Consider the following 16,862-nt stretch of genomic DNA (forward strand, 5'->3'; position numbering starts at 1 on the left):
TACTTTTTCACCCAAGCGGATATATTCAGGGCAACGGGGATGGGGTCCCCCATAAAACCGCATTCGTTGATGACTCCTGCCAGCGCTTCGGCGGCGGCGGGAGAATATTGTGCATGGAGCCGCGCCAGGCAGCGCGGCTCCTTTTTTGTTATGCAATCACCATAAAGGAGGACACCATGACGTTTCAGATTGCCACAGTAACGGCTATGGAGATTCTTGATTCGCGAGGCAATCCCACTGTCGAGGTGGAACTTGTGTCCGATACGGGCCTGCACGCGCGGGCCGCCGTCCCCTCCGGCGCGAGTACGGGCACACGGGAGGCCGTTGAACGGCACGACGACGACAAACAACGGTTCGGGGGCAAAGGGGTCTCCGACGCCGTGGCGGCTGTCTGTGGTGAAATATGCTCCGCCGTGCAGGGCATGGATTGCCGGAATCAACGCAGCATTGACAGTGCTCTCGTCACTCTGGACGGCACGGAAAACAAATCACGCCTGGGGGCCAACGCTCTGCTCGGCGTTTCCCTGGCGGTCTGCCGCCTGGCGGCCCTGTCGGCAGACCTCCCGCTCTACGCCTATCTCGGCGGCGCCGGAGTCAACCTCATGCCTGTGCCCTGCATGAACATCCTGAACGGCGGAGTGCATGCCCGCCGGCAAGGAGCGGATTTTCAAGAATACATGATCGCTCCTCTGGGCGCGCCTTCCCTGCGTGACGCCGTGCGCTGGGGCAGCGAAGTCTATCAGGCCCTGCGGAACGTGTTGCTGGATCGCGGCCTTTCCGCCGGAGTGGGGGACGAGGGAGGTTTCGCCCCGTCGGTTTCCTCCAATCGGCAACCGCTGGAACTGATTCTCCAGGCTGTGGAAAAAGCCGGTTACCGACCGGGCGAAGATATCGCCGTCTGCATGGACCCGGCGGCCACAGCCTTTTACAGGGACGGGCTCTATCATCTCAAGACGGAGAAACGCGCTCTCAACGCTGAAGAAATGACGGAATACTATGCCGCCATTCTACGGGATTTTCCCGTGGTTCTACTGGAAGACGGCCTGGCCGAGGACGACTGGGACGGCTGGGCCATGCTCTGCAACACGCTGGGGCGTCATGTGGAACTGGTGGGCGATGATATTTTCGTCACCAACGTCCGCTATATCGAACGAGGCATTAAAGAGCACATAGCCAATGCGGCACTGATCAAACTCAACCAGATCGGTACACTCAGCGAAACCATCGACGCCGTGCGACTCTGCCAGCGCAACGGCTGGGGCGCTTTTGTCTCACACCGAAGCGGGGAAACCGTGGACAGTTTCATTGCCGACATGACCGTGGCTCTGGAAACGGGACATTTGAAAACCGGCGCTCCCTGCCGGGGCGAGCGGGTGGAAAAATACAATCAGCTCATGCGGATTGAACGCGCATTGGGGTCAAGCGCCGTTTACGCCGGGAAAAACGCTTTCGTCGCAAGTCGGTAAGCGCACGTACAGACCATTCCTTTTCAAGGGGAGTTATCGCAGATGATCAAATCCATACTGGCCGTGTGCGTCGGGGCATCCGGGGGAGCCACGCTTCGCTGGCTGCTCGGTCTCGCGCTCAATTCCGTATTCCCAGTGATACCCTTGGGAACGTTGGCGGCCAATCTGCTCGGAGGCTACTGCATGGGAACGGCGCTGGGCATTTTTTACACATTTCCCCTGGCCCCGGAATGGCGCTTGCTCTACATCACCGGCTTTTTGGGCGCGTTGACCACCTTTTCCACGTTTTCAGCGGAAGTCGCGACACTGTTGCAGGCCCAGCGTTTTGGCTGGGCCTGTGGGGCAATAACCTTGCATGTGGGTGGTTCGCTACTGATGGTTTTTCTGGGTATGGGTTCCTTCGCTCTGGTCAGACGTCTCTTTTAGGAGACGCAATCTGAAGCCGCCATGCGCGCGTCCGGGATTTCCCCAGAGTCCGCAGGGGCAGGCGGCTTTTCAAAGATAAACGGCTCTGTAAGGAGACAAGACCATGCACGGCTATCAATTGGTTTTCTTCACGCAACTGAAGCGCACACATGGATTGCTCAGCATCGCGGAGTGGTTGACGAAAGAGGCGAAACAACTGGGCGTGAGCGGCGTGACCGTCAGCGTGGCTCAGGGCGGCTACGGACGCGACGGGAAATATCAGTCCGCGCGTTTCTTTGAAACAGGAGAACAGCCCATTGAAGTAACCATGGCGCTCAGCGCGGACAAAACGGATGAGCTTTTTGGCCGAATCAACAAAGAAGGACTGAGGGTTTTCTATATGAAAACCCCCATTGAATACGGCATTACCGGAGAGGAATGAAACCAGTGGATAAGCCCGCTTTTCTGGTTCTGGAATTTCCTCCGCATGACGCGGCGGATGCTGACCCCGCATTGGCGGCGACACAGGCCATGCCCGGCTTTGATCGGCGCTTTCTGCCTGAAAGACGGGCGATATTGCGTCTGCCGCTGGAAAAAGCGGCATCCTGGCGCGACAGCCTGTTCGAACTTTGGGAGATGGTTCGTTCACGGCCCGGGGCCGCGTTGCGTGTCAACGACGTGAACGTGGACGATAACGGCCTGAAAGATGTATTACAGGTCCATGATTGCTCGCGCGGCCATACGGATGCGAAATATTGTTCGCCGTTGCACGGCTGGGACTGGGGCTGTCTGTTTCTCGCCCATATATTTCCCGAAGCCTGCGAAGCGGAAGGGGATGGGGCGCTGCGGGCCCGGCTGGAAAAGGAGGCCGCACGACTTCATCTCACGCTGTGTCCGCATTTTTCGGCCGATGTCCTGGCGGCAAAAGCGGCAGAAACCTGCCGCAATACCGGCCGGAATCCTACATCCCCGAAGCCCGCGCCCCACATTCGGAGCGCGTTCGTGCCCGGCGAGAAACAGGGGGCAAAAACACGTGTGCGGCCCGCACGCTATGCCGATATCGGAGGACTCGACGATGCGGTGCGGGTATTACGCGAAGAGGTGGAGCTACCTTTGCGGCACCCTGAAATACTCCGCCATCTCGGCATCACGCCAGCCAGGGGTTGCCTACTGCATGGCCCGCCCGGCTGTGGCAAAACTCTTTTGGCCAGAGCCCTGGCCACGGAAAGCAGCGCTGCCTTCATCCCGATCAACGGGCCTGAACTGGTGACCAAATGGCATGGCGAATCCGAGGAAAAACTCAGAGACGTTTTCGAGCAGGCACGGAAGGCGCAGCCGGCAATTATTTTTTTCGATGAAATCGACGCCATCGCGCAATCTCGTTCTTCCGCCGAAAGCCTGCGCCTTGACGCCAAGTTTACCGCGCAGTTGCTGACACTGATGGACGGCGTTCAGGATGGGGGGAGAGTTTTTATCCTGGGTGCGACCAATCGCCTGGATCTGTTGGATCCCGCCTTGCTGCGTCCGGGCCGTTTTGACAGAATAATACCCATTGGCAGACCCGATGCCGGAGGACGCGCGAAAATCCTTGCCATCCATGCGCGCAGTCTGCCGCTGGCGAGCTCAGTGGACTTTCCGCCATGGCCGCGCGCCTGAACGGATATACGGGCGCTGAAATGGCTTTCCTCGTGCAGGAAGCCGCCCACACTGCATTGCGCAGGATGATGCCTCTGGACACGCTGCTCCGCTCCAGCGAAAGAATCCCGGACGAAAGCCTGCAAAGTATCCGTGTTACCCAAAAGGACTTTACAAATGCCCTGCGCGTGCTTCGCAACCGTCTGCCGCAAGGGAGGAAAGCAGCGGAAGCGCGTCAAACGCCATGCCGGACGCATCCGGCATAAAGCCCTTGTCATGGGCCGGTCTTGCTGGCATCATTCCCGGACAGCATATCCGTTTTTTCACCAAACCACGCTAAGAAGGACATCATGAGCGAGGAAGTTCTGGATTGGAAGGAAGCCATTGCCCGCGTGCTCAACAAACGCGACCTGTACGTCAAGCTGCTGCAAAAATTCATTGAGACGGAGCGGGACAGCTCGGCCAAGGTGGAACAGGCCCTGAAAAACGGCGATATGGAAACCGCCCGCCAGCTGGTGCACAGCACCAAGGGCGCGGCCGCCAATCTGGGGGCCAAGGCTCTGGCCGCCGCCGCTCTGGAACTGGAGATGGCCATCAAGGCCGGTGCGGACACAGGTCCGGCCATGAACCATTTTGACTCCGCCGTAACGGATACGCTGGTGACCATGTCGGCCTTTATGAGCCAGTAGCGCGCTGTTGCGCGCACAACGATTTTCGGCATTATCCGCAAAGAGCCCCGGCCTTGACCCGCCGGGGCTCTTTTATAACCACATGCCATGTAACTAATGAGGCTGCTCTCGCAGCCTCGCGCTACGGAGCCGTAAGTTCAATTCATTTGCGCCGGTTATGCGTCTGCCCTGCCGCCGCGATCCAGCACGCGCAGGGCCACGGCCTCGGCCAGATGTTCGGCGCTGATGCGCCCGGCTCCGGCCAGATCCGCAATGGTCCGGGCCAGACGCAGCACGCGGGTGTAGGCCCGCGCGGAAAGGCCCAGACGGCGCATGGCCGCCTCCATCAGGCTGTGCCCGGCCGCATCCGGGGCGCAATGCCGTTCCAGCAGCCCGCCGGAGAGTTCCGCGTTGCAGCGCGGCGCGAGCCCGGCGAAACGCTCTTCCTGCACGGCGCGTGCGGCCAGCACGCGGGCCCGCATTTCGGCCGAGGAGACGCCGCCTTCCGTGGCGCGCAAATCCGCATAGGGCACGGCAGGCACTTCCACATGCAGATCAATGCGGTCCAGCAGCGGACCTGAGAGTTTGTTGCGATAGCGGGCCAGTTGCTCCGGGCGGCAGGTGCAGGCATGCGCAGGATCGCCGTGATAGCCGCAGGGGCAGGGATTCATGGCCGCCACCAGCATGCAGGCCGCCGGATAGGTGATGCTCTGGGCCGCGCGGGCCACGGTCACCACGCCGTCTTCCAGGGGCTGTCGCAGCGCCTCCAGGGCGGGCTTGTTGTATTCCGGCAACTCGTCCAGAAAAAGCACTCCGCGATGGGCCAGGCTGACCTCGCCGGGCCGGGACTGCCTGCCGCCGCCCACCAAGGCCACGTCCGAAACCGTATGATGCGGCGAGCGGAAAGGACGCGCGGCCACCAGGCCCGCGTCCGGCGGCAGATGGCCCGCCACGCTGTAGATTTTGGTGACTTCCAGGGCCTCTTCAAAGGAAAGAGGCGGCAGGATGGTGGGCAGGCGTTGGGCCAGCATGGTTTTGCCGCTGCCCGGCGGCCCGATCAGCAGCAGATTGTGCCCTCCGGCGGCGGCCACTTCCAGAGCGCGCTTGGCGGCTTGCTGGCCTTTGACCTCCGCGAAGTCCGGCATAGGAAAGGACGGTTGCGCGGGAGGCGCGCCCGGTTGCCGGGCTTCCAGGGCTTCGGCTCCGGCCAGAAAGGCCGCGCACTGGGCCAGATCGCGCGGTGCGTAGACCTGAAGGCCGCGCACCACGGCGGCTTCCGCCGCATTGTCCGGCGGGGCCACCAGACCGGCGGCCTCACGCCGCCGGGCCAGAATGGCCAGAGGCAGCACGCCGCGCACGGGCTTGAGGGCCCCGGTCAATGAAAGTTCGCCGATGAAGAACAGGCCCCGCACCCTGTCCACGGGGATAAGACCGGCGGCGGCCAGCAGGCCCACGGCCAGCGGCAGATCGTAGCCGGTTCCGGCCTTGCGCCGCCCGGCCGGGGCCAGGTTGACCGTGATCCGCGCCGGGGGCAGCCGGAAATTGCAGGCTCGGAGCGCGGCAAAGACGCGGTCCCTGGCCTCGCGCACCTCGGTTTCGGCCAGACCCACCAGGCTGAAGCCCGGCAGACCCCGGCGGACGTAATCCACCTCGACTTCCACCGGAAAGGCGTCCACCCCTTCGAGGCCGCCGCTGTACAGGCGAATCACCATAGCCGCGCCGTCAGCGCCGAGCCGGAGCAATGTAACATTGAAGTTAATCCGCCCTTGGAGCTGTTTCTAAATAAGGATGTTCGTTCTCTGCCAAGGCAGGCGCGTCCTGGGCGGAGGGAGTATATTCAAACCCGACCTTCGCACGGGGCGAGCCTGACGCCGGCAGAGGGCGAAAGGACAAGTTAGAGGCAGCTCCTAGTGGATCTGCTGCCCGATACGTCCCCAGCGGATATCGTCCAGCCCGCCCCAGGACCAGTAGATGCGCCAGGCCTTGGCCCGGATGGCGCTGCGGTCCACAAAGCCCCAGAAACGGGAGTCCAGCGAATTGTCACGGTTGTCGCCCATGACGAAGTATTTGTTGGGCGGCACGGTGACCGGCCCGTAATTGTCCCGAACGGGTTCGACGCCGTCAGGATCCGCAAAGCGGATGTAGGATTCCTTTACGGGCTGGCCGTTGCGATAGAGCTGCTTGTTGCGCACCTCGATGACGTCGCCGGGCACGCCGATGATCCGCTTGATGTAGTCCACGCTGGGATCATTGGGGTACTTGAAGATGATGATGTCGCCCCTGGCCGGATCGTCGCCCTTGTAGACATAAGTGTCGGTAAAGGGGATTTTGATCCCGTAAGCGAATTTGCTGGCCAGCAGATGGTCGCCCACCAGCAGGGTCTGAAGCATGGATTCCGAGGGGATCTTGAAGGCCTGCACCACAAAGGTGCGGATCACCAGGGCCAGGACCAGAGCTACCAGCAAGGCTTCACCGTATTCACGCCAGAGCGGTTTCTTGGGGCGCGCTTTTTGTTGCAACAGGGTGGGTTTCATAACGATTCCTTGTTCAGGGCGGATTCCGGGATGCGCCTCTCGGCGGACGGGAGTCCGCAGTATGCCGTGATGTTCTTCCGATGGCAAGCCGCCGTCGCGGGCAAGCGGGCCTTGTTCCGGCCTCAGCGGCGCGAACGCCGCCTAGCCAGCAGCCGCCAAAGCAACGTCCCGGCCGCCAGGATTCCGACGATCCAGCCTCCCATACCGGGCCGGTACGCGGTGGCCCAGAACAATTTCAGATGTTCCATGAGCCCGAACTTCTCCACATAGCCGACCGCGAAGAGCACGAGGATCAGAGCGGGCAGTATCCAGGTCAGATAGCCGCGCAGCCAGGGCGGAAACTTGACGCCTACCCCCTGGTCCACTTCGGTCAGGAAATTCTCCCAGCCCCAGCCGCGCCGCCGGCAGCAGAACAGCAGAAAAAGCAGACCGCCCAGGGGCAGGACGTTGTTGCTGATCAGAAAATCCTCAAAATCCAGGATGCTGCTGCCCGCGCCCAGGGGCTGCACGAAGCTCAGCAGGTTGAAGCCCAGGGCACAGGGCAGGGACAGCAGCCACATGGCCCCGGCATGCAGCACCGTGGCCCGGCGGCGGGGCATGCCCCAGACGTCGGCGCTGTAGGAAATGATGTTTTCAAACACCGCGATGACCGTGGACAGGGAGGCGAAAGCCAGAAAGATGAAAAAGAGCGTGCCCCAGAGGCGGCCGCCGCCCATGGAATTGAAGATATTGGGCAGTGTCACGAAAACCAGACCCGGCCCTGCGCCGGGCTCCACGCCGAAGGCGAAGCAGGCCGGAAAAATGATCAGCCCGGCCATGATGCCCACAAAGGTGTCCAGGCCCATGATCCAGAGCGCCTCCCCGGTGAGGGAGCGGTCCTTGGGCTGGTAGCTGCCGAAGATGGTCATGGCCCCGATGCCCACGGAAAGGGCGAAAAATGCCTGGTTCATGGCCGCGTTGCAGACGTTGAGCAGGCCCACCTCGCTGAACTTGCCCCAGTCCGGCACAAGGTAGAAGCGCACGCCCGCGCCCGCGCCGGGCAGCAGCAGCGCGCGGGCCACCAGAAGCACCAGAATCAGCAGCAGGCCCACCATCATCAGCTTGACCACGCGCTCCACGCCCTTCTGCACGCCCAAGGCGCAGACGCCGAAGCCCAGAACCACGCTCAGACTCATGCCGATGATCTGCACATCCACCCGGCCCAGAGCCGCCTTGAAAAAGCCGCCCACGCCCTCGGGCGTGAGCCCGGACAACGCGCCCGAGGCCATGAACCAGCAGTAGGAAAGCATCCAGCCGGTCACCGTGGTGTAGAACATCATCAGCATATAGCTGCCCACCAGGGCCACCCAACCGAAACGGTGCCAGTACGTGCCCGCGGGTTCCAGCACCCGCAGGGCCAGGCCCATGTTCCGGCGCGAGGCGCGGCCCACGGCGAATTCCATGATCATGACGGGCAGAATGGCGAAGAGAAAGAAAATATAAATGCCCACAAAAATGGCGCCGCCGTAAGCGCCGGTGATATACGGAAAACGCCAGACGTTGCCGAGGCCGATGGCGCAGCCCGCCGACAGCAGAAGAAAGCCCAGACGGCTGCCCAGCATTTCGCGTTTGACCTGTCCCTTTTCCACCATCCTGCCCCCTCTTGCGGAAATTGTCCGAAGGTCCGCACAGGCTACGAGAAATTTTGCCCTCTGCCAAGAAAGAATGCCTTTTCGACCGGCTGTCGCCTCACGGCATGGATGTTCAGAGCGTTAAGGAAACGCTGAGTAGTGAGGATTTTTGTTCTCCGCCAAGAAAGGCGAGCCTTGGGCGAAGGGAGCATATTCAAGCATATTCGACCTTCGCACGGGGCGATCCTGACGCGGGCAGAGGGCAAAAAGACCAGTACTCAGCGTTTCCTAATGCAGGCGCAGGGCAAAGTTAATCCCGAAGCACAGCGCAATCAGGCACATGATCAGATTGACGTCCTTGAAGCGGCCCGACAGCAGCTTGATGCCCACCCAGCTCACAAAGCCGAAACCAAAGCCCGTGGCGATGTTGAAGGTCAGGGGCATGCTCACGATGGTCAGAAAGGCGGGCAGGGCCACGGTGAAGTCCGCGAAGCGGATGCGCCCCACTTCCTGCATCATCAGCGCGCCCACGATGATCAGCACGGGCGCGGTGGCGAAAGACGGTACCAGGGCCACCAGGGGCGCGAAGAACAGCGAGAGGAAGAACAGCCCGGCAATGACCACGGCGGTCAGGCCGGTGCGGCCGCCCTCGGCCACGCCCGTGGCGCTTTCCAGATAACTGGTGGCCGTGGTGGCCCCCAGCAGGGCGCTGGACATGGTCGCCAAAGAGTCGGTGATCAGGGCTTTGTCCAGGTTTTCAATATGCCCGTCCTCGCGCATGAAACCGGCCTTGTGCGCCAGGCCGATGAGCACGCCCATATTGTCGAACAGGTCCACCATGGTCAGGGTGAAAATGATGGAAAACAGGCCGTGGTGCAGCGCGCCCTTGAGATCCATCTGCAAGAAGGTCTCCGTGGGCAGGGGCAGTTTGCCGGAAAAAATCACCCCGCTGGGCACGGGCGAAACCCCCAGCAGCATGCCCGCCAGGGTGATGGCCAGAATGCCGATGATCATGGCGCCGGGAATGCGCAGGGCCATCAGCGCGCCGATCAGAAAGACCCCGGCCACGGCCAGCAGGGTCTGGGGCTGGCCCAGATTGCCCAGGGTCACGAAAGTGGAGGGGTCCGCCGCCACAATGCCGCAGCTTTTCATGCCGATAAAGGCGATGAACGCGCCGATGCCCACCACAATGGCGTATTTCAGGTCCATGGGCACGGCATTGATGATCATCTGGCGCACGCGGGTCGCCGTGAGCAGCAGAAACACCAGGCCGGAAATGAACACCGCGCCCAGGCCCGTCTGCCAAGTATAGCCCGCGGGACCACAGATGTAGTAGGCGAAAAAGGCCGTGATGCCCAGGCCCGGCGCCACGCCCACCGGAAATTTCGCCCACAGGCCCATGAGCAGGGTCGCCAGAATGCTCACCCAGATGGTGGCGGCCACGGCGGAATCCTTGGGCATGCCCGCGTCGGCCAGCATGGACGGCACCACAAAGATGAGATAGCACATGGCCATGAAACTGGTCAGCCCGGCCAGACACTCCTTTCTGACGGAGCTGCCCCTGGCGGCGGGATTAAAATATGTTTCCAGCAGTCGCACCCTGACCCCCCTCCCGGCTTCCGCCGGAACGCCGCCCGCGCACGCGGGACGGCCGCTGTTACACTTGAAATTCCCGCTCACCGGAAAAACAGACGGTCTCCGCAAGACGGCTTGCCCGGAAAAAACCTTTAGAACAGAGTATCTTTGAAAGAGTACGCGTTTCAAAGTTGAAATGCCCTATTTCAAAAACGCGCTGACCCCCGTGAAGATCACCTGGGCCGCAATGGCCGCCAGCAGCAGGCCCGTGAGCTTGGACAGTACGGCAATGCCGGTACGGCGCAGCACCCGGGCCACGCCGTCGGCCAGGCAGAGCAGCAGAAACATGCCCGCGGCCGCCAACAGCAGGGAAAACACGCCCACCAGCATTTCATGCAGGTCCACGGCGGACGCGCCCATGACCATGACCGCGCCGATGGAGGCCGGTCCCATGCCCAGGGGAATGGCCAGGGGCACCACGCTGATGTCGCCCTCGCGCTTGGTGTGGACCTGCGAGCCGTCATCGTTCATCAGGGCCACGGCGGTCAGCATGAGCAGCACGCCCGAACCGATGCGGAAGGCGTCCAGAGTAAAGCCGAACAGCTCGAACAGATTGGAGCCGAACAGATAGAGCACCACGCCGATAATGAAAATCGCCGTGGAGGTTTTAAAGGCCACGGTGACTTTCCGTCTTTTGTCATATTCCTTGGTGCCGCTGATAAAAGCGCTGAGCACGGCGGGCGGCGTCATCAGCGCATACAGCTTGATGCTCGTCCCGACCACTTCGCTGACAATGCCTTCCATACCCCTCCCCCTTGCGGCTCCGGCCTACTTCAAAAAGGCGGTGATGCCCGTAAAAATAACCTGGGCCGCAATGGCCGACAACAGCAGGGCCGTGAGTTTGGACATCACGGCGATGCCCGTGTCGCCCAGCACTTTCTCCACCTTGTCGGCCATGCACAACAACAGAAACATGCCGAACGAAGCCAGCAGCAGGCAGAACACCCCGGACAGCACATCATTCAGGCCCTCGGTGGTGGCGCCCATAACCATGACCGCGCCGATGGCCGACGGCCCCATGCCCAGGGGAATTGCCAGCGGTACCACGCTGATGTCGCCTTCCTGCCTGGTGCGCGGCTGGGTGCAGTCGTCGTTCATCAGCGAGATGGCGGTCAAAAAGAGCAGCAGGCCCACGCCGATGCGAAAGGCGTCCAGGGTGAAGCCGAACAGCGTGAACAGATGCGAACCGAACAAAAAAAGAAACGTGCCGATGATGAAAATCGCCACGGATGTTTTACAGGCCGTCAGGGCCTTCTGCTCTCTGTCGAGGCTTCTGGTGCCGCTGATAAAGGCGCTGAGCACTGCGGGCGGCGTCATCAGCGCGTACAGCTTGATGCTCATGCTGATTATTTTGCCGACAGTAATGTCATCCATACGTTCTCCGGATGCGGCGACGCGTTGCCGCAAAACCCTACGGGTTTTGCGTGTCTAATTTTTCGAATTAGGCACTAGGCAATGTTCAAGGCAGGCGCATCTTCCGCCGGGCCAGGTTTTTCTCCGATCCGGGCGTCCCGTGCCTCGCCCTCGGCGTGGATACCGTATTTTTTCGCTTTTCGCACCACCGAAGACTGGCTGATGCCCAGGCGACGGGCGGCCTTGTAGGTGCTGCCCGCTTCGGCCAGAGCCTCGGCCAGCATGCTTTTTTCCAGAGCCTCCACGGCCCGGGTCAGGGATTGTTCCGTCCGGGACACTTCACGCGGCGCGCTGGCCGATTCCCGCATGTAGGAAGGCAGGTCGGCCGGAGCGATGATTTCCGTCTCGGCCAGCGTGACCAGGGACTGGATCACGGATTGCAGCTCGCGCACGTTGCCCGGCCAGTTGTAGGCCAGGAAGAGCTGCTCCGTGCGCGGGTCCAGGCGCTTGTCCGTGCCGGTGCCTTCACTGATCTTGCGCAGAAAATGCCAGGCCAGCATCAGAATGTCGTCCTTGCGTTCGCGCAGGGGCGGCATGTCCACGTTCAGCACGCGCAAGCGGTAGAAGAGATCTTCGCGGAACTGGCCGTCGGCCACCATTTTGTCCAAAGGCTTGTTGGTGGCCGCGATCACCCTGGTGTCCACGGCGATGGCGCGGGTGCCGCCCACCCGGTAGAAGGGCTGGCCGTCCAGCACATGCAACAGCTTGGCCTGCATGGGCAGGGAGAGCTCGCCGATTTCGTCCAGCAGCAGCGTGCCGCCGCTGGCCAGCTCCAGCATGCCCGGCTTGCCGCCTTTGGAGGCTCCGGTGAACGCGCCTCCCTCGTAGCCGAACAGTTCCGATTCCATGAGCGCAGCGGGCATGGCCCCGCAGTTGACCACCACAAAGGGCTTTTCCGCCCTGTGGCTCATGTCGTGGATGATCTTGGCGGCCAAGGATTTGCCGGTGCCGGTCTCGCCCAGGATCAAGGTCACGGCGTCGGAATGCGCGGCCTTGACGATGTCCTGGCGCACGCGGTGCAGCAGCAGGCTCTGGCCCATGAGGCCGCTGTTGGCTTCGCTCTCCAGGCCCTGGGCGCGGAGCTTGTAGGCCATGGCCTCCACTTCCAGATTGGAGAGTTTTTTCTGAAGGTTCTCCAGCTCCGTAATGTCGCGGATGACCGCGATCACGCGCCAGACCTTGCCGTTTTCGTCAAACACCGGCGTACTGGTATTCAGGCAGCGCTTGCCGTTGGCGTAATCGTCAAAAAGGGTCACGGTGTGCCGGGCCTTCAGGGCCCGCAGGGTCACACAGGTTTTAAAGCGCCCCTCCTGCAGGGGCTTGTTCACGTGCCGGCCCACCACCTCTTCGGCCTTGATCCCGGCAATGCGCTCCATGGCCCGGTTGACGCGCCGGGTGACGCCGTCGGCGTCAATGACCCAGATGCCGTCGTGAATGAATTCCAGCATGCTGTCCAGCTCGCGCCAGGACAGCCGGGCGGCCTGGTCCAGCTCGCCCATGGGGATTTCATACACGGTGAAACAACGCACCGGGCCGTGGCTTTTGCTCACGTCCCCCCACCAGTAGAACAGATAGCTGGCGCCGCGCGGATGGCGAAAGATCATCCGGCCCTGCTCGCCGGGCATGCCCTCCGAGCCCCCGGCCTCGTGAAAGCCTTCCAGAACGCCCTGGCTCAGCCAGCGACTCAGGGCCGTGCTGGGCAAAATCTCGCCCCGAATGCCGAGCATGTCCCGCAGAGCGTCGTTGGCGTGGAGCAAGAGCCAGTTGTCCGAGCCGCATACGCCGCCCGGCATGCGCGCCAGACGGTCTTCCAGCGCCGCGCCATAGGCTGAGCTGTCGATCATGGGCATCTCCCGCGGATGGACGAAAAAATGCGGCTCCGCTTCCGGACGGAACCGGAGCCAACGAGGACCTGTTGACACTATAAAATTTTTGTTCGCCCGCAAGGAAGATAAGCCTGCTTTGAGGGAGTGTACTCTTTTGGTACTCGACCGAAAAAGCAGGTGAAATCTGACGTAGCGAGCGGGCAAAAAGGCATAGTGTCAACAGGCCCTAGGCCAAGTTATTATGGCATGCGCTTGCCCGGATGTCCATGACAGCGGGCAGGGATGCACGAAACCGGATGCTTTTTTCGCCCTTCGGGCACAGTTTTCACCCATGAAAACGAGGCCTAAGCCTAGCTCGTTGCCGCGCCCTTGTCCTCATCCTCTCCCTCCGGCGCATCCTCCTGTGCGGACTGATACTTGCTCAACTTGGCGTGCAGCGTCTTGCGGGTGATGCCCAAGGCCTTGGCCGCCTCGGTCTTGTTGCCGCCGAAGCGTTTCAGGGTTTTCAAAATCACGGCCCGCTCAACGTCTTCCAGAGTGGGACAATCCGTAGTCAGGGCGTCCGTCAGGGCATCGCCCTGGGACGCGGCGAAGCGCTCCGGCAGCTCCCGCTCGCTGATATGCTCTCCCAGCAGCAGGATGGACGCCCGCTCAATGACATTTTCCAGTTCCCGCACATTGCCCGGCCAGGCATAGCGCACCAGGCGGTCCATGGCTCCCGGCGTGAACCCCTTGATATTCTTGTTGTTCTTGTCCGCAAAACGGGCCATGAAATGCTGGGCGAGCAGAGGAATATCGTCCGCGCGTTCGCGCAGGGGCGGCAGGGCCAGGGTGACCACGTTCAACCTGTAGTACAGATCCTGGCGGAACGTTCCGGCAGCTACTTCCTTGGCCAGATCGCGGTTGGTCGCCGCGATGATGCGCACATCCACGGGCACGGCCTTGTTGCCGCCGACACTGAGCACCTCGCGCTCCTGGATCACGCGCAGCAGCTTGACCTGCATGGAGAGCGGCATTTCCCCGATTTCATCCAGAAAAATCGTGCCGCCGTCCGCCTTGAGAAAATGCCCCTCATGCTTTTTGTCCGCGCCGGTAAACGCGCCCTTTTCGTGCCCGAACAGTTCCGAAGCCAGCAACGACTCGGTCAGGGCCGCGCAGTTCACCGCCACGAACGGCCCCCGCGCCCGGCGGCTGGCGGCATGGACGGCCTTGGCCACCAGTTCCTTGCCCGTGCCGGACTCGCCGGTGATCAGCACCGTGGCGTCCGTGGGCGCGATGGTGCGGACCATCTCCCAGAGCGCGCGCATGGATTCGCTGCGCCCCACCATGCCCGTCTGCGCCTCGGTGGCGGCAAGGCTGCGGGACAGGGTGGCGTTTTCCCGGATCAGACCCACGTGGGCGAAAACATTGCGCAACACGACCTTGAGCTTTTCAAAGTCCAGGGGTTTGGTCAGATAGTCGTACGCGCCGGACTTGATGGCTTCCACCGCCGCCGCGACTTCCGAGAAAGCGGTCATGATCAGCACCGGCACGGCGGGATTATGGACCTTGATCTCCTTCAGGGCCTCCAGGCCGGATTTTTTGGGCATGCGCACGTCCATGAGCACCAGATCAAAGGGCTGCTTCCGGCACAGCGCCACCGCGTGCTCGCCGTCCACGGCCTCCCGGACCGCGTAGCCCCATTCCTCAAGCAGGGTCCGCAATACTTCGCGGTGCGTGGCGTCGTCGTCGGCCACCAGAATCGTCAACATTTTTTTCATGCCTCACCTCCTTCCCGCATAGCCTGGGGCAGCAGAATGGTGAACGTCGAGCCCTTGCCGGGCTGGCTGAACACCTTGATCTCTCCCCCGTGCCGCTCCACGATCTGCTGGGTGAGCACGAGCCCCAGTCCGGTGCCCGAGGCCTTGGTCGTGAAGTACGGGGTGAAAAGCTGGGCCACGGTCTGGGCCGACATGCCGCAGCCCGTGTCGCTGATGCTGATGCTCCAGAAAGCGCCGTCCGCGGCCTGCGCCCGGCCGCTTTCCAGCGCGACCTCGATGCTGCCGCCCGGCTCCGTGGCCTGTACGGCGTTGACCAGCAGGTTGAGCAGGGCCTGAATCAGGCGGTCGGGGTCGAGCCGGACCTCACCCTGGGGCCCGTCGCCGGGCCGGGGCAGGCGCAAATGCACGGCCACGCCCTTTTCCTCCGCGTCCGAGGAAATCACCCGCACGGCCTGTTCCAGAACGTTTTCAATGCGCACGGACTGCAAACGCAGATCAAGCGGCTTCGCCACGCTCAGCAGATCCGACATGACGCGGTTCAGGCGCTCGGTTTCCTGAATCAGAATATTTCCCGTGGCATAGGCCATTTTGTCGTTTTTCAGCTTTTCGGTCAGATAGGTGGCGTAGCCCTTGATGGAGCTGAGCGGATTGCGGATTTCATGGGCCACGCCCGCAGCCAGATTGCCCAGCGCGGAGAGCCGCTCGCTCTGCCGGAGCTGTTTCTGAAGCCTGCGGATCTCGCCCAGATCGCGCAAAATAAAGAGATAGCCCAGAAACGCGCCCTCGCTGCCGATGATTTTCGCGGCGCTGAGGCTGACCGGAAGCGGATTGGCCTTGGAGCGGAAAAGGTCCGCGTCGCGCTCCGGAATAACCTTGCCCGCATCCAGCTCGTCCATCAGGGCCTGCCAGTCCAGCACCGGCGCATCATGCAGGGAAAGCGGCGTCTTTTCCTGCCCGGAAAGGCCCAGCATGTCCCGCCCGTGCCGGTTGCTCAGGGAAATGACCCCGTGCGGGTCCGTCACCACCAGCCCGGCCGGAAGGCTATTGATGACCTGAGCGGCCAGGGCCTGCGTATCTTCCAGCATCCTTTTGGAAAACCGGTAATTCTGGATGTAGAACAGCAGCACGATGCCCACCAGGCCCGCCAGGGTGACAAGACCGGCTATGGCGCTGAGATGAAACACGTATTCGTGCAGGTTGGCCGCGAAATGCGAAGCATCCAGGCCCACAAAGATATACTTGTCCTCCAGTTCGCCGGACGACATCCGGGCGTGGTGGCCGCCCCGCATCATGCGGCCCATGCCCATATGGCCCGGCATGCCCGCGCCGCCGCGCGGGCGGGAAGGGGTAAAAATCTTGTAGGTTTCAAACACGCCCGGATCGTTCGGATCAAAACGGCTTTGGGAGTTGTCGCCCACATGCAGTTTTTGCAGTTCCTCCGGGCTGTACAGAATCGTTCCCACCTGATCCGGGCGGCTGTGGATCAAAACCCGCCCGTCCGCGGCCACCAGGGCGATGTACGCGACGCCCGGCTGTTTCGCCACCTCCTCCACCAGGCCCAGCATGGGATTTTGCCGCATATGCCCGAAGGAGCGGGCGCTGCCCTCCAGAGCCCAGATCAGCACATCGGCCCGGCCCTGCATGTTTGCCAGCATTTGCCGCTCTTCCTGTTCCGCCCCCCGTGAGACCATGAAGGCCGCGGCGCAGATGCCCGCCAGGGCGAGCCCCGCGAAGAGCCGCCAGAAAAAACGCCAGTGCCGCCGCTTTTCCAGATGGGAGAGTGGAGAGTAGTGATCCTGCATAAGATTCCCTTCGTGTAACCTTTTTACCCGCAGCGGGTAAAAAGGTTACGTTCTTCCCCCGCGCGGCGCAATGTTCTTTCAGGTTATTTTTAATTACATTTATCATTT

General features: G+C 61.9%; 15 protein-coding genes and 1 riboswitch. Of the genes, 6 read left to right on the forward strand and 9 right to left on the reverse strand.

Features of this window, described 5'->3' with window-relative positions:
- The first annotated feature begins 26 nt into the window (after positions 1-26).
- Positions 27-86, forward strand: a riboswitch (Fluoride riboswitch).
- A gap of 90 nt (positions 87-176) precedes the next feature.
- The 6 genes from eno (at position 177) to HMPREF1022_RS10300 (ending at position 4,195) form a co-directional block, all read left to right on the forward strand.
- A complete protein-coding gene (gene eno / locus HMPREF1022_RS10280; RefSeq protein WP_009303072.1) occupies positions 177-1,466 on the forward strand; it encodes a phosphopyruvate hydratase in 1,290 nt (429 codons plus the stop codon).
- Positions 1,467-1,508: 42 nt separating this feature from the next.
- Positions 1,509-1,892 (forward strand): fluoride efflux transporter CrcB, encoded by a 384-nt coding sequence (crcB, locus tag HMPREF1022_RS10285; protein ID WP_009303073.1) that lies wholly within the window; start codon positions 1,509-1,511, stop codon positions 1,890-1,892.
- A 103-nt stretch (positions 1,893-1,995) separates the two neighbouring features.
- The gene (locus tag HMPREF1022_RS10290; protein ID WP_009303074.1) at positions 1,996-2,313 is read left to right on the forward strand and encodes a DUF190 domain-containing protein; all 318 of its coding nucleotides are present in this window, start codon (positions 1,996-1,998) and stop codon (positions 2,311-2,313) included.
- Positions 2,310-3,527 (forward strand): ATP-binding protein, encoded by a 1,218-nt coding sequence (locus tag HMPREF1022_RS16625; protein ID WP_009303075.1) that lies wholly within the window; start codon positions 2,310-2,312, stop codon positions 3,525-3,527. Before HMPREF1022_RS10290 ends, HMPREF1022_RS16625 begins: the two co-directional genes overlap by 4 nt.
- Positions 3,512-3,772, forward strand: a complete 261-nt coding sequence (locus HMPREF1022_RS16630; RefSeq protein ID WP_009303076.1) for a hypothetical protein — start codon at positions 3,512-3,514, stop codon at positions 3,770-3,772. Before HMPREF1022_RS16625 ends, HMPREF1022_RS16630 begins: the two co-directional genes overlap by 16 nt.
- A gap of 84 nt (positions 3,773-3,856) precedes the next feature.
- Positions 3,857-4,195 carry an Hpt domain-containing protein gene (locus tag HMPREF1022_RS10300; protein WP_009303077.1) on the forward strand — a complete coding sequence of 113 codons (339 nt, stop codon included), beginning with the start codon at positions 3,857-3,859 and terminating at the stop codon, positions 4,193-4,195.
- Between the two features lie 155 nt (positions 4,196-4,350).
- Here HMPREF1022_RS10300 and HMPREF1022_RS10305 read toward each other — a convergent pair whose 3' ends face one another.
- The 9 genes from HMPREF1022_RS10305 to HMPREF1022_RS10345 all read right to left on the reverse strand — a co-directional run bounded on the left by HMPREF1022_RS10305 (position 4,351) and on the right by HMPREF1022_RS10345 (position 16,754).
- Positions 4,351-5,886 carry a YifB family Mg chelatase-like AAA ATPase gene (locus HMPREF1022_RS10305; protein ID WP_008682344.1) on the reverse strand — a complete coding sequence of 512 codons (1,536 nt, stop codon included), beginning with the start codon at positions 5,884-5,886 and terminating at the stop codon, positions 4,351-4,353.
- Positions 5,887-6,081: 195 nt separating this feature from the next.
- A complete protein-coding gene (gene lepB, locus HMPREF1022_RS10310) occupies positions 6,082-6,708 on the reverse strand; it encodes a signal peptidase I (protein WP_009303078.1) in 627 nt (208 codons plus the stop codon).
- A gap of 122 nt (positions 6,709-6,830) precedes the next feature.
- Positions 6,831-8,339 (reverse strand): sodium-dependent transporter, encoded by a 1,509-nt coding sequence (locus HMPREF1022_RS10315; protein WP_009303079.1) that lies wholly within the window; start codon positions 8,337-8,339, stop codon positions 6,831-6,833.
- A gap of 267 nt (positions 8,340-8,606) precedes the next feature.
- Positions 8,607-9,917, reverse strand: coding sequence for an NCS2 family permease (locus HMPREF1022_RS10320; RefSeq protein WP_008682351.1), 1,311 nt, complete (start codon positions 9,915-9,917; stop codon positions 8,607-8,609).
- Positions 9,918-10,094: 177 nt separating this feature from the next.
- Positions 10,095-10,697: a MarC family protein gene (locus HMPREF1022_RS10325; protein WP_008682353.1), complete on the reverse strand. Its 603-nt coding sequence runs from the start codon at positions 10,695-10,697 to the stop codon at positions 10,095-10,097.
- A 24-nt stretch (positions 10,698-10,721) separates the two neighbouring features.
- Positions 10,722-11,327 carry a MarC family protein gene (locus HMPREF1022_RS10330; RefSeq protein WP_008682356.1) on the reverse strand — a complete coding sequence of 202 codons (606 nt, stop codon included), beginning with the start codon at positions 11,325-11,327 and terminating at the stop codon, positions 10,722-10,724.
- Between the two features lie 74 nt (positions 11,328-11,401).
- The gene (locus HMPREF1022_RS10335) at positions 11,402-13,210 is read right to left on the reverse strand and encodes a sigma-54 interaction domain-containing protein (RefSeq protein ID WP_009303080.1); all 1,809 of its coding nucleotides are present in this window, start codon (positions 13,208-13,210) and stop codon (positions 11,402-11,404) included.
- Positions 13,211-13,542: 332 nt separating this feature from the next.
- The gene (locus tag HMPREF1022_RS10340) at positions 13,543-14,952 is read right to left on the reverse strand and encodes a sigma-54-dependent transcriptional regulator (RefSeq protein WP_009303081.1); all 1,410 of its coding nucleotides are present in this window, start codon (positions 14,950-14,952) and stop codon (positions 13,543-13,545) included.
- A complete protein-coding gene (locus HMPREF1022_RS10345) occupies positions 14,949-16,754 on the reverse strand; it encodes an ATP-binding protein (protein WP_008682365.1) in 1,806 nt (601 codons plus the stop codon). Before HMPREF1022_RS10345 ends, HMPREF1022_RS10340 begins: the two co-directional genes overlap by 4 nt.
- Between the last annotated feature and the right edge of the window lie 108 nt (positions 16,755-16,862).

Source organism: Desulfovibrio sp. 6_1_46AFAA, assembly GCF_000224635.1.
GTDB classification, from domain to species: Bacteria; Desulfobacterota; Desulfovibrionia; order Desulfovibrionales; family Desulfovibrionaceae; genus Desulfovibrio; species Desulfovibrio fairfieldensis.

Coding starts and splice junctions, on each gene's coding strand:
- HMPREF1022_RS10325 (WP_008682353.1), bottom strand. CDS start 10,697: ATGGAAGGCATTGTCAGCGAAGTGGTCGGGACGAGCATCAAGCTGTAT.
- HMPREF1022_RS10335 (WP_009303080.1), bottom strand. CDS start 13,210: ATGATCGACAGCTCAGCCTATGGCGCGGCGCTGGAAGACCGTCTGGCG.
- crcB (WP_009303073.1), top strand. CDS start 1,509: ATGATCAAATCCATACTGGCCGTGTGCGTCGGGGCATCCGGGGGAGCC.
- HMPREF1022_RS16630 (WP_009303076.1), top strand. CDS start 3,512: ATGGCCGCGCGCCTGAACGGATATACGGGCGCTGAAATGGCTTTCCTC.
- HMPREF1022_RS10315 (WP_009303079.1), bottom strand. CDS start 8,339: ATGGTGGAAAAGGGACAGGTCAAACGCGAAATGCTGGGCAGCCGTCTG.
- HMPREF1022_RS10305 (WP_008682344.1), bottom strand. CDS start 5,886: ATGGTGATTCGCCTGTACAGCGGCGGCCTCGAAGGGGTGGACGCCTTT.
- eno (WP_009303072.1), top strand. CDS start 177: ATGACGTTTCAGATTGCCACAGTAACGGCTATGGAGATTCTTGATTCG.
- HMPREF1022_RS10300 (WP_009303077.1), top strand. CDS start 3,857: ATGAGCGAGGAAGTTCTGGATTGGAAGGAAGCCATTGCCCGCGTGCTC.
- HMPREF1022_RS10345 (WP_008682365.1), bottom strand. CDS start 16,754: ATGCAGGATCACTACTCTCCACTCTCCCATCTGGAAAAGCGGCGGCAC.
- HMPREF1022_RS10340 (WP_009303081.1), bottom strand. CDS start 14,952: ATGAAAAAAATGTTGACGATTCTGGTGGCCGACGACGACGCCACGCAC.
- lepB (WP_009303078.1), bottom strand. CDS start 6,708: ATGAAACCCACCCTGTTGCAACAAAAAGCGCGCCCCAAGAAACCGCTC.
- HMPREF1022_RS10290 (WP_009303074.1), top strand. CDS start 1,996: ATGCACGGCTATCAATTGGTTTTCTTCACGCAACTGAAGCGCACACAT.
- HMPREF1022_RS16625 (WP_009303075.1), top strand. CDS start 2,310: ATGAAACCAGTGGATAAGCCCGCTTTTCTGGTTCTGGAATTTCCTCCG.
- HMPREF1022_RS10330 (WP_008682356.1), bottom strand. CDS start 11,327: ATGGATGACATTACTGTCGGCAAAATAATCAGCATGAGCATCAAGCTG.